11 protein-coding genes are annotated in these 11,955 nt (G+C 71.3%); all 11 read left to right on the top strand.

The window, feature by feature from the left end:
* Nucleotides 1–146 precede the first annotated feature (146 nt).
* The 11 genes from ACIQOV_RS08445 (at nucleotide 147) to ACIQOV_RS08495 (ending at nucleotide 11,927) form a co-directional block, all read left to right on the top strand.
* Nucleotides 147–767, top strand: a complete 621-nt coding sequence (locus ACIQOV_RS08445; RefSeq protein ID WP_401046364.1) for a CDP-alcohol phosphatidyltransferase family protein — start codon at nucleotides 147–149, stop codon at nucleotides 765–767.
* Nucleotides 768–891: 124 nt separating this feature from the next.
* Nucleotides 892–3,387 carry a sugar phosphate nucleotidyltransferase gene (locus ACIQOV_RS08450; RefSeq protein ID WP_401046365.1) on the top strand — a complete coding sequence of 832 codons (2,496 nt, stop codon included), beginning with the start codon at nucleotides 892–894 and terminating at the stop codon, nucleotides 3,385–3,387.
* Between the two features lie 251 nt (nucleotides 3,388–3,638).
* A complete protein-coding gene (locus ACIQOV_RS08455) occupies nucleotides 3,639–4,667 on the top strand; it encodes a DUF881 domain-containing protein (RefSeq protein WP_401046367.1) in 1,029 nt (342 codons plus the stop codon).
* Nucleotides 4,664–4,996 (top strand): small basic family protein, encoded by a 333-nt coding sequence (locus ACIQOV_RS08460; RefSeq protein WP_030062488.1) that lies wholly within the window; start codon nucleotides 4,664–4,666, stop codon nucleotides 4,994–4,996. The genes ACIQOV_RS08455 and ACIQOV_RS08460 overlap by 4 nt, the downstream gene beginning before the upstream one ends.
* 337 nt (nucleotides 4,997–5,333) lie before the next feature.
* Nucleotides 5,334–6,230, top strand: a complete 897-nt coding sequence (locus ACIQOV_RS08465; protein WP_401046377.1) for a DUF881 domain-containing protein — start codon at nucleotides 5,334–5,336, stop codon at nucleotides 6,228–6,230.
* Nucleotides 6,231–6,459: 229 nt separating this feature from the next.
* Nucleotides 6,460–7,341: an FHA domain-containing protein gene (locus ACIQOV_RS08470; protein WP_359915009.1), complete on the top strand. Its 882-nt coding sequence runs from the start codon at nucleotides 6,460–6,462 to the stop codon at nucleotides 7,339–7,341.
* 179 nt (nucleotides 7,342–7,520) lie between these two features.
* Nucleotides 7,521–8,216, top strand: a complete 696-nt coding sequence (locus ACIQOV_RS08475; protein ID WP_359915026.1) for a MerR family transcriptional regulator — start codon at nucleotides 7,521–7,523, stop codon at nucleotides 8,214–8,216.
* Between the two features lie 97 nt (nucleotides 8,217–8,313).
* Entirely contained in the window at nucleotides 8,314–8,790 is a 477-nt protein-coding gene (locus ACIQOV_RS08480; protein ID WP_224276619.1) for a bifunctional nuclease family protein, read from the top strand.
* A gap of 223 nt (nucleotides 8,791–9,013) precedes the next feature.
* On the top strand, nucleotides 9,014–9,658 hold the full coding sequence (locus ACIQOV_RS08485; RefSeq protein WP_401046369.1) for a MerR family transcriptional regulator: 645 nt from the start codon (nucleotides 9,014–9,016) through the stop codon (nucleotides 9,656–9,658).
* A 94-nt stretch (nucleotides 9,659–9,752) separates the two neighbouring features.
* Nucleotides 9,753–10,475 carry a vancomycin high temperature exclusion protein gene (locus tag ACIQOV_RS08490; protein WP_401046371.1) on the top strand — a complete coding sequence of 241 codons (723 nt, stop codon included), beginning with the start codon at nucleotides 9,753–9,755 and terminating at the stop codon, nucleotides 10,473–10,475.
* 66 nt (nucleotides 10,476–10,541) lie between these two features.
* Nucleotides 10,542–11,927 carry a DNA polymerase IV gene (locus ACIQOV_RS08495; RefSeq protein WP_401046374.1) on the top strand — a complete coding sequence of 462 codons (1,386 nt, stop codon included), beginning with the start codon at nucleotides 10,542–10,544 and terminating at the stop codon, nucleotides 11,925–11,927.
* The last annotated feature ends 28 nt before the right edge of the window (nucleotides 11,928–11,955 follow it).

Here is an 11,955-nt window from a genome sequence, read left to right on the forward strand (position 1 = left end):
ATGGTACTGCAGGGGGGACCCTGTGGGAGAGTAGGACGCCGCCGAACAATTATTCTAGAGAAGCCCCCGCCGGGTGAACCGGTCGGGGGCTTCTCTGTTGTAGGGTCAACATGCAATTGTCGTAGCACGGGACAGGAGGCCCCCGGGTGGAGGTCCAGGAGACGCGGGTCCAGACCGATCGCGTCCTCACCATCCCCAACATGCTGAGCATGGGCCGGCTGGTCGGTGTTCCGCTCTTTCTCTGGCTCATTCTGTGGCCGGTGTTCGACGGGCCCAACAATGACGGTTGGGCGCTGTTGATCCTGATGCTGAGCGGGATCAGCGACTACCTGGACGGGAAGCTCGCCCGGCGGTGGGGGCAGATCAGCCGGGTGGGGCAGCTGCTCGATCCGCTGGCCGACCGGCTCTATGTGCTGTCCACGCTGGTCGGATTGACCTGGCGTGAGATTCTGCCGTGGTGGCTCACCGCGATCCTGTTGGCCCGCGAGGTATTCATCGCCGCGCTGCTGCCGATTCTGAACCGGCACGGCTACGGACCGCTCCAGGTGAGTTTCCTGGGCAAGGCGGCGACCTTCAATCTGATGTACGCCTTTCCGCTTCTGCTGCTCGGCAGCGTGGACAGCTGGATCGCCCGGCCGGCCGAGGTGGTGAGCTGGGCGTTCATCTGGTGGGGGGCGACGCTGTACTGGTGGGCCGCGATTCTTTACGCGGTTCAGGCGCGGCGGATCGTCCGGGCGAGCACCGCGGGCTCCGCGTCCACAGTCTGAGACGTGATCTGAGAGAAGCCCCACGCCTCATCGGTGCGTCGGACGATACCTTCCGGGTAGAGAACCTTCTGGAACGCTTTGATGGACCTGTTGGTCCACCACCGCGAAGGAGGACGCACCCGTAATGAAAGCCGTTGTAATGGCAGGGGGCGAGGGCACCCGACTCCGCCCGATGACCTCCAGCATGCCGAAGCCGCTGCTTCCGGTCGCCAATAGGCCGATCATGGAGCACGTGCTTCGGCTGCTGAAGCGGCACGGCCTCTCCGACACCGTCGTCACCGTGCAGTTCCTGGCGTCGCTGGTCAAGAACTATTTCGGTGACGGCGAAGAGCTGGGCATGCATCTGACCTATGCCCACGAGGAGACGCCACTGGGCACTGCGGGGAGTGTCAAGAACGCCGAGGACGCGCTCAAGGACGATTCCTTTCTGGTGATCTCCGGTGACGCGCTGACCGACTTCGATCTCTCGGAATTGATCGACTTTCACCGCAGCAAGAACGCTCTGGTCACCGTCTGTCTCACGAGAGTGCCGAATCCACTGGAGTTCGGCATCACGATCACGGACGACGAGGGGAGGGTCGAGCGTTTCCTGGAGAAGCCGACCTGGGGGCAGGTCTTCTCCGACACGGTGAACACCGGCATCTACGTGATGGAGCCCGAGGTCTTCGACTACGTGGCGGCGGGTGAGTCCGTCGACTGGTCGAGTGACGTCTTCCCACAGCTGTTGAAGGAGGGCAAGCGGGTCTACGGCTACGTCGCCGAGGGCTACTGGGAGGACGTGGGCACCCACGAGAGCTACGGCAAGGCCCAGGCCGACGTCCTGGAGGGGAAGGTCGACGTCGAGCTGGACGGATTCGAGATCTCCCCGGGCGTCTGGGTCGCCGAGGGCGCCGAGGTGGATCCGGACGCGGTGCTGCGCGGGCCGCTGTACATCGGGGACTACGCCAAGGTCGAGGCCGGGGTGGAGATCCGCGAGCACACCGTGCTGGGCAGCAACGTGGTCGTCAAGCGCGGCGCGTTCCTGCACAGGGCGGTGGTGCACGACAACGTCTACGTCGGGCCGCAGAGCAACCTGCGGGGCTGCGTGGTCGGCAAGAACACCGATGTGATGCGGGCCGCGCGGATCGAGGACGGCGCGGTGATCGGGGACGAATGCCTGGTCGGCGAGGAGTCGATCATCGGGGCGAACGTCCGGGTCTACCCGTTCAAGACCATCGAGGCCGGCGCCGTCGTCAACACCTCGGTGATCTGGGAGTCGCGCGGTCAGGAGCACCTGTTCGGGGTGCGCGGCGTCTCGGGCATCCTGAACGTCGAGATCACCCCGGAGCTGGCCGTGCGGCTGGCGGGGGCGTACGCGACGACGCTGAAGAAGGGCGCCACCGTCACCATCGCGCGTGACCACTCGCGTGGTGCGCGTGCGCTCAAACGGGCGATGATCTCGGGGCTCCAGACCTCCGCGATCGACGTCCGCGACCTGGAGAACGTGCCCATGCCGGTGGCCCGGCAGCACACGGCCCGGGGGAGCGCCGGCGGGATCTTCCTGCGGACCACGCCGGGTGTGCCGGACTCGTTGGACATCCTCTTCTTCGACGAGCGCGGGGCGGACCTCTCGCAGGCGGGCCAGCGGAAGTTGGACCGGGTCTACGCACGTCAGGAGTACCGGCGGGCGTTCCCGGGGGAGATCGGGGACCTGACCTTCCCGTCCAGCGTCTTCGACTCCTACGCGGGCAACCTGCTGCGGACGGTGGACACCACCGGGGTCCGGGAGGCCGGGCTGAAGGTGGTCGTGGACACCGCGCACGGCAGCGCGGGCCTGGTCCTGCCGAGCATCCTCGGCCGGCTCGGGGTGGAGGCGCTGACCGTCTCCACCGGGCTGGACGAGGCCAGGCCGACGGAGGACGCGGAGGAGCGCAGGGCCGGGCTGGCCAGGCTGGGCGAGCTGGTCGCCTCCTCGCGGGCGGCCTTCGGCGTCCGGTTCGACCCGGTGGGCGAGCGCGTCGCGTTCGTGGACGAGCTCGGCCGGGTGATCGACGACGACCGGGCGCTGCTGGTGCTGCTGGACCTGGTCGCGGCCGAGCGGCGCAGCGGACAGGTGGCACTTCCGGTGACCACGACCCGGATCGCCGAGCAGGTCGCGGCGTACCACGGCACCCAGGTCATCTGGACCACGACGACGCCGGACGACCTCGCGAAGGCGGCCTCCGCCGAGGGTACGGTGTTCGGCGGGGACGGGCGCGGCGGTTTCGTGGTGCCCGAGTTCAGCGGGGTGCTGGACGGCGCCGCGGCGTTCGTCCGGCTGGTCGGCCTGGTGGCGCGGACCCAGCTCACGCTGAGCCAGATCGACGCGCGGATTCCGCAGGCGCACATCCGGCGCCGGGACATCGCGACGCCGTGGGCGGCCAAGGGCATGGTCATGCGCTCGGTGGTGGAGGCGGCCGGCAGCCGTCGACTGGACACCACCGACGGCGTCCGGGTGGTCGAGGCCGACGGGCGGTGGACGCTGGTGCTGCCGGACCCGGCCGAGGCGGTCACCCACCTGTGGGCGGAGGGCCCGGATGACGAGGCCACCGAGGCGCTGCTGGACGAGTGGGCGGCCGTGGTCGACGGAGCGGGGCGGTGAGCGTCCGGGGTTGAGCACTGCCTGAGGCTCGGAACTGCCTCGAACGGCGGGGCGCACGCTGTGATTCGTGCGCCCCGCTGTCCGTTTTCACACTGTTCGGAGCAATCCGTCACTTTCCGTCATGTGTGCAGCGTGTGTGCAGCTCAGGGGCCGTGCACGGGGCCCGTCGGCGGCGTGGGACGATGGTCTCCATGCCAGCGACGCCGACACCGAGTGCCCCGAACGGACGGTACAACCGTCCGGACGCCTCGATGTCCTTGCTGACCAATGTGATGGACCACAGCCTCGACGAGGGCTATGCGGAGGCGGCCGCCGCGCGCGGCGGAGCCCGCGACAGCCGGATACCCGGCACCTGGCAGGGGCTGCTCACGCTCGGCGCCGGGCTGGCGCTGGTCGGCGGGGTGGTGACGGTGGGCGCCGTGAACGCCCACAAGGCCGAGCCGTCGCTGGCCAAGGAGCGGGACGCGCTGATCCACCGGATCAACGACAGCAACACCTCGGCCGACCAGTTGCAGAAGCAGGTGCAGGAGCTGCGGCTCAAGGTCGACAGCACCCAGCAGCAGGCGCTCGCCTCGGGGGACGGCGATCCCGGCGGGCTGAGCGGGGCGGTGGGCCTCGGCCCGGTCGCCGGGCCGGGCCTGAAGCTGGTCCTGGAGGACGCCACGGGCACGGGCGCCGGCGGCAACGTCGACCCGCGGGCCGGGCAGGGCTTCTCCAACAGCGGACGGCTGCGGGACCGTGACCTGCAGCTGGTGGTGAACGGCCTCTGGGGATCCGGGGCCGAGGCGATCGCGATCAACGGCCAGCGGCTGACCGCGCTGTCCGCGATCCGGGCCGCCGGCGAGGCGGTGCTGGTGGACAACCGGCCGCTGGTGCCGCCGTACAGCATCCAGGCGGTCGGGGACGGCTCGAAGCTCCTCACCGCCTTCGAGAAGGACATGGCCGGGCAGTACCTGCGGCTGCTCCAGGAGCAGTACGGCATCAAGTCGACGCTCTCCGTGCAGAAGAACCTGACGCTGCCGGCGGCGGTGGGGGTGACGCTGCGGACCGCGCAGCCGGTGACGCCCGAGACCTCGCCCGCGGCCTCCCCGACGACTCCGGGCGGTACGCCGCCGACCGGATCCGGAACCCAGGAGAGCCCCGCCGCGTCCGTCTCACCATCGGCCCCGTCTTCCGCATCGGCCTCGTCGGCCGGGCCCGGCGGCACTCCCACCACCAAGCGGCGTCCGTCGACCGGACCCACCAAGACCACGACAGGGACAGGAGCAGCCAGACCGTGATTGCCGTACTGGGTCTTGTGATCGGGGTGGTCGTCGGCCTCTTCGTCCAACCCGAGGTGCCGGACGCCGTCGTGCCCTACCTGCCGATCGCGGTGGTGGCGGCGCTGGACGCCGTGTTCGGCGGTGTCCGGGCGATGCTCGACGGGATCTTCAACGACAAGGTGTTCATCGTCTCGTTCCTGTCGAACGTGGTGGTCGCGGCACTGATCGTCTTCCTTGGTGACCAGCTGGGGGTCGGCTCGCAGCTGTCCACCGGTGTGGTCGTCGTCCTCGGCATCCGCATCTTCTCCAACGCGGCCGCGATCCGGCGCCATGTCTTCCGTGCCTGAGCCGCGCCGCGAGGAGGCGGTGGCGGGGGAGCCGGAGGCGGCGGCGGTCGGTCCGGCCGCCGGGAAGCCGGGCGGGGAACCTCGGGAGGTCGTCGGTGTCAAGGCGGCCGTGAAGCCCGCCGAGAAGGCCGTGGGCACCCCCGGGCCGGAGGCGGACGGGGAGTCCGGCCCGGAAGGCTCGGAGGACCCGGCCGTGGCCGCCTCCTCGGCCGCGGGGACCGCCGCCGAGGAGGCCCCGGAGGAGAAGTCTGACGCTAAGGCTGAGCTTGAGGCCGATCCGGCGCCCGAGCCGACGCTGCGGCTCACGAAGGTCGTCGGGCCGCCACCCGTGGCCGGGATGACAGCCGGCACGACGCCGGAGGCGAAGGCCGGGCCCGTCGCCGAGGCGAAGCCCGAGCCGGTACCCGCGCCTGGGGCCGAGCCCAAGTCCGAGCCCGAGGCCGAGCCCAAGTCCGAGCCCGAGGCCGAGCCGGAAGCGGCGCCCGAGCCCGAGCCCGCTTCGGACCGGAACACCGGCCGGCGGCGGCTGAAGGCGGCGCTCTGGCCGCCGCGGCTGTCGCGCGGCCAGCTGGTGGTGGCGCTGCTGCTGTTCTCGCTCGGCCTGGGGCTGGCGATCCAGGTGCGGTCGACCAACGACCACCACAGCCAGCTGCGCGGGGCCCGCCAGGAGGACCTGGTGCGGATCCTCGACGAACTGGACAGCCGTCAGCAGCGTCTCCAGCAGGAGAAGGCGGAGCTGGAGCAGTCCCTGGCGAAGTTGGAGAACAGCTCCAACCAGGCCAAGGAGGCCCAGGAGCAGACCAGGAAGAAGGTGACGGAGCTCGGTGTGCTCGCCGGTACCGTCAAAGCCACTGGTCCGGGCATCGTACTCACGGTCGATGATCCCCAAGGGCAGGTGAAGGCAGATATGCTGCTGGACACCCTGCAAGAACTTCGAGCGGCGGGGGCGGAGGCGATTCAGATCAACGACGTGCGCGTGGTGGTCAACACCTACTTCACCGACCTGTCGGGCGGTGGAGTGCAGATCGACGGGAAGAAGGTCTCGCAGCCCTACCGCTTCACGGTCGTGGGGAACCCGCAGGATCTGACACCCGCGCTGAACATCCCGGGAGGTGTCGTCCGCACGCTGGAGAGCCACCAGGCGCGGGCGACGATCGCCCAGCAGCAGAAGGTGGTCGTCGACGCCCTCGTGGACCCGAAGTCGCCGCAGTACGCCAAGCCGGCTCCGAAGTGACGGGGCGCCCGACGAACGGCCCGTCAAGGGCGGGCGGCACCCGCCGGGGGACGCCGCCGTCGCATGGGCGAGACTGGTTCGCACCAGTACGCTCCGGAGCAACAACCGCAGTACCGACCGCCGGAGTACCGCTCCGGCGATCCCGAGCCGCAACGACCGGGCTCGCAGCATGTCCGAGGTTCTCACCCTGCCCCGCGGGCGGGTCTGTCACACGCAAGGGGATTCGCCCGTGAGTTTCTTCTCGAAGTTGTTCGGTCGCAACAAGGGCCGTGACGCGGCCGCCGTCGAGGCGCCCACCGCGCGTCACCGCCGACCGGAGGACGAGCCCGCAGTGCCGGGCATGCGTCCGGCCCCCGAGGCCGCGCCGTACGCAGGTCAGCAGCTGTACCGGGACGGCGGCGCCGCCCAGTACGCGGGGAATCCGGCGGGCTACGGCGCGTCGGTTGACCCCTCCGGTGAGCCGCGCATAGGTTTCCCGTCAGGACCCTCAACCTCTGGTGGAGGGTTTGCCCCGGATCCGTACGCCGGGCACAACCCGTCGGGTGTGCCGCGCCAGGAGGCTGTGAACATGGCTGGCCCCACTCCGTGCCCCAGGTGCGGCAACCAGAACCCGGCCTCGGCCCGGTTCTGTTCCAACTGCGGCACGGCGCTGCGCGGCGGCCTGCTCCCGGAGGGGGCGGCGGAGACCACGTCGACCATCTCCATCTCCGGCCTGGAGTCGTACGACCCCACCACCACGACCGGCACCGGCGCCACGCCGGCCCTGTCGGCCGAGGTGCTGTCGGCGATCGACGCGCTGCCGCCGGGCTCGGCCCTGCTGATCGTGCAGCGCGGTCCGAACTCCGGCAGCCGCTTCCTGCTGGACTCGGACATCACCACGGCGGGTCGTCACCCGCAGGGTGACATCTTCCTGGACGACGTCACGGTCTCGCGCCGCCACGTGGAGTTCCGCCGCACCCCGGCCGGCTTCAGCGTCGCGGACGTGGGCAGCCTCAACGGCACCTACGTGAACCGGGAGCGGATCGACGAGGTGTCGCTGAACAACGGCGACGAGGTGCAGATCGGGAAGTACCGGCTGGTGTTCTTCGCCGGCCACAACCGGGGGTACTGAAAGCGACGTCGGCAGGAGCCCGAGTGAATACGAATACCCCTTCCTCTTCTCTCGGGGCGGCCACCCCCATCCCGTCCGGTCCGCAGGCGGACCGCGGCGGGCGCGGGGTGGTCGCGGGCCCGCGGCAGCCGCTCCGGAGCGAGCGGCCCGCCGGGCGGCGGCGCGGCGGTGACGAACTGCTGAGCATCGGCGCGGTGCTGGCCTTCCTGCGCGACGACTTCCCCGAGGTCACCATCTCCAAGATCCGCTTCCTGGAGGCGGAGGGGCTGGTCGAGCCGCAGCGCACGCCTTCGGGGTACCGCAAGTTCAGCCCGGCCGACGTCGAGCGGTTGGCCTACGTCCTGCGCATGCAGCGGGACCACTACCTGCCGCTGCGGGTGATCCGGGAGCACCTGGACGCGATCGAGCGCGGCGAGAACCCTCCCGCGCTGCCCTCCGCCGCCGACACCCGGCCCGGGCCGCTGGAGGAGGCGGACCGGGAGCTGGTGGCCGCCGGCGAGGTGCCCTCCGGCGTCCGGCTGGGGCGTGCCGAGCTGCTCGCGGCGGCCGAGGCGGGGGAACCCGAGCTGGCCGAGTGGGAGTCCTACGGGCTGGTCGCCGCGGGCCCGGACGGCGGCTACGACGGCGAGGCGCTCCAGGTGGCCCGACTGGTCGCGGAGCTCGGCCGGTACGGCCTGGAGCCCCGGCATCTGCGCGCCATGAAGGCCGCGGCGGACCGCGAGATCGCGCTGGTGGAGCAGGTGGTGGCGCCGCTGCGCCGGCACCGGAACCCGCAGACCAGGGCGCACGCGGAGGCCACCGCCCGGGAACTCGCGACCCTGTCGGTGCGGCTGCACGCGGCGATGGTCCAGGCCGGTCTGCGGTCCCGCGGATAGCGGCCGTGGTATTTCGGCGGCACCGGCTGCACCGCGCTGACCAGCGGCGTCGGCTCTGCGCTTTCATATCCGGGAGCGGAGCCATAGGGTTGCGTGTGTGAATGAGCTCGACGTCGTGGGTGTCCGAGTGGAGATGCCTTCCAACCAGCCGATCGTGCTGCTGCGGGAGGTCGGGGGAGATCGCTACCTGCCGATCTGGATCGGCCCCGGCGAGGCGACCGCGATCGCCTTCGCCCAGCAGGGCATGACGCCGGTGCGCCCGTTGACGCACGACCTCTTCAAGGACGTCCTGGAGGCGCTCGGCCAGCAGCTCACCGAGGTGCGGATCACCGACCTGCGGGAGGGCGTGTTCTACGCCGAGCTGGTGTTCTCCGGCGGGGTCGAGGTGAGCGCCCGGCCGTCCGACGCCATAGCGCTGGCGCTGCGCACCGGCACGCCGATCTACGGGAGCGAGGAGGTGCTCGCCGAGGCGGGCATCGCGATCCCGGACGAGCAGGAGGACGAGGTCGAGAAGTTCCGCGAGTTCCTCGACCAGGTGTCGCCCGAGGACTTCGGGGGCAGCGGTCCGCAGTAGCGGGGACCGGCCGTGCGGCCATGTGGCCGACCGTTTTGCCAAAATCCGTCCATCTACCCACACTAGGGGCACGAAAAACCACTCTCCTGAGTGATGTGGTTTGTCTGACCCGGCGTGGCGATCGTTGACGGGTCATAGGGGACTGCCTACCGTCAGGAGTGGCTGTCCGGGTGGCCGATGCCCGCAGTCGGGTTGCCCGCAGCACAAGTGGACGGAGGCAGGCATGAGCAGCACCGGCGATGACGCGGCCGCAGGAGGCCGGTGCGCCGTGCACATGCCGCGCACCGCTCGCACCGTCACGGATCTCCCCCGGATGGGCAGGTTCCCGGCCGTACAACCGGGCCAGCCGGCCATCGAGCGGCTGGCCCCGACGTCCGACCTGCTCGGCTTCCGCGGCCCGACGGCCTGCGCGGCGGCCGGCATCACCTACCGCCAGCTGGACTACTGGGCCCGCACCGGACTGCTGGAGCCCAGCGTCCGCACCGCGTACCCGTCGACCAGCCAGCGGCTCTACAGCTTCCGCGACATCCTGCTGCTGAAGATCGTGAAGCGGCTGCTCGACGCGGGTGTCTCGCTGCAGAACATCCGGGTGGCGGTCGCCCACCTCCAGGCCGCCGACCAGGCCGACCTGGCCGGGCTGACGCTGATGTGCGACGGCGCGACGGTGTACGAGTGCACCACGCCGCAGCAGGTGGTGGACCTGCTGAAGGGCGGTCAAGGAGTCTTCGGCATCGCGGTGGGAGCGGTCTGGCGGGAGCTGGAACTCACCCTCGGCCGGCTGCACGCCGAGCGCACCGACACCGGCGAGACCCTGGTCGGGCACGACCCGGCCGACGAGCTGGCCCAGCGGCGCAACCGGGCGGTCTGAGCAGGCGTTCGACGGGGCCGCGGGCCCGGACGGGGAACCGTTCGGACCCGCGGCCTCGTCGTGTTGCCTGGTTGACGGGATCGAGGGAGGGCACGTGGAGGTCGGCACCGGGATATCGGGGCTGCTGCGGCGCAGGGCCGGGCTGCTGAGGACGCGGCTGCGGCAGCGGCAGACGCAGCGGAGGGTGTTCCAGGTCGGAACGGTGCTCTGCTCGCTCGCGCTGGCGCCGAGCGCCTGGGTGTGGTTCGCCGCCGGGGACCGGGTGGGCACGGTGGAGAGCGCACCTTCCGCGCCGGTCGCCGTGGTCTTCGGCGCCGGGCTGTACCAGGGCAAGCCCTCCGCGTACCTGGAGCACCGGCTGGTCGCGGCGGTGGACCTGTACCGGGAGGGGAAGGTGCAGGCGATCCTGGTGACCGGGGACAACGGGCGGGTCGAGTACGACGAGCCCGACGCGATGTACACCTACCTGACCCAGCACGGGGTGCCCGAGGACCGGGTGGTCCGCGACTACGCGGGCTTCGACACCTGGGACTCCTGCACCCGGGCGCGCCGGATCTTCGGGGTGGACCACGCGGTGCTGGTCAGCCAGGACTTCCACGTCCGCCGCGCGCTGGCCCTGTGCGAGGCGGCGGGCATCCGCTCCTACGCCGTCGGGGTGCCCGAGTTGCACGACGCGACCTGGCTGTACGGCGGGCTGCGGGAGGTCGCCGGGGCGGGCAAGGCGGCGGCCAACGCCTGGCTGCGGCCGGACCCGCTGTTCCTGGGGCCCCAGGAGGACGGCATCCCGAAGGCGCTGGCGGAGGCGGCGAAGCGGTAGCCCCCGGGCGCGGGCCGTCCGGCCGGGTTCGCACGCACTGTCGGACCCGTACGCGATGATCGGCGGGTGCGATCTCTGCCGAGCATCATCCACCTCGACATGGACGCCTTCTTCGCGGCGGTGGAGCAGGCGGCCAAGCCGAGCCTGCGCGGCAAGCCGGTGGTCGTCGGCGGGCTCGGCGGACGCGGGGTGGTCTCCACGGCCTCGTACGAGGCGCGCAGGTTCGGGGTGCACTCGGCGATGCCGATGGCGCAGGCGCGCCGGCTCTGCCCCAACGCCGCCTTCCTGTCGGGGCGGTTCGAGGCCTACCGGCAGAACAGCGAGATCGTGATGGGGCTGCTGCGGCAGCTCTCCCCGCTGGTGCAGCCGCTCAGCCTGGACGAGGCCTTCGTGGACCTGGAGGCCGGTCCGTACGGACCGGCGCTGCTGGAGGCGGACCACGAGACCGGCGAGCGGCTGGTGCTGGCGCTGGCGGAGGACCTGCGGGCGGACATCCAGCGGCTGACCGGGCTGACCGGATCGGTCGGGGCGGCCGGGTCCAAGCTGATGGCCAAGATCGCCTCCGAGCAGGCCAAACCGGACGGGCTGGTGATGGTCGAGCCCGGGCAGGAGCGGGCCGTGCTCGGCCCGATGCCGGTGCGGGCGCTGCCCGGGATCGGGCCGGCCACCGAGCAGGTGCTGCGCCGGGCCGGGCTGAACACGGTGGCCGACCTCGCGGAGGCGGGGGAGGCGGAGCTGGTGCAGCTGGTCGGGCGGGCGCACGGCGCGGGGATCTTCCAGATGTCCACGGGGCTGGACGAACGGCCGGTGATCGCCGACCAGGACGCCAAGTCCGTGTCGGTGGAGGACACCTACGAGGTGGACCTGGCCGACCGGGAGCGGGTGCTGCGCGAGGTGGAGGCGCTGGCCGGGCGGTGCGTGCGGCGGCTGCGGGCGGCCGGGCGCTCCGGACGGACGGTCGTGCTCAAGGTCCGGCGGTTCGACTTCTCGACGCTGACCCGCTCGGAGACGCTGGGCGGGCCCACCGACGACGAGACGGTGATCACCGCGACCGCGCGCCGGCTGGCCGAGCAGGTCGACATCACCGGCGGGGTCCGGCTGCTCGGCGTGGGCGTCGCCCAACTCGCCGACTACACCCAGGAGGACCTGTTCGCCCAGGCGCTGCGGGAGGAGGCCGCGGAGCACGCGGAGGCGGCGGCCGAGACCGAGGAGGCCGCGGAGGAGCCGGAGGCCGTCGTGGTGCGGCGCTGGATGCCCGGGCAGGACGTCCGGCACGCGGAGTACGGACCAGGCTGGGTGCAGGGCAGTGGCGTCGGGAGGGTCACCGTACGATTCGAGACGCCGTGGAGCGAGCGCGGGCGGGTGCGGACCTTCGCGATGGACGACACCCGGGCATCGCCGCCCGCCTGGTCGAGGGCGGCGAGCTGCGCCGCTTCGTCAACGTCTACCTGAACGACGAGGACGTCCGCTTCCTGGAGGG

This window comes from Kitasatospora sp. NPDC091257, from assembly GCF_044757675.1.
GTDB classification, from domain to species: domain Bacteria; phylum Actinomycetota; class Actinomycetes; order Streptomycetales; family Streptomycetaceae; genus Kitasatospora; species Kitasatospora lactacystinica.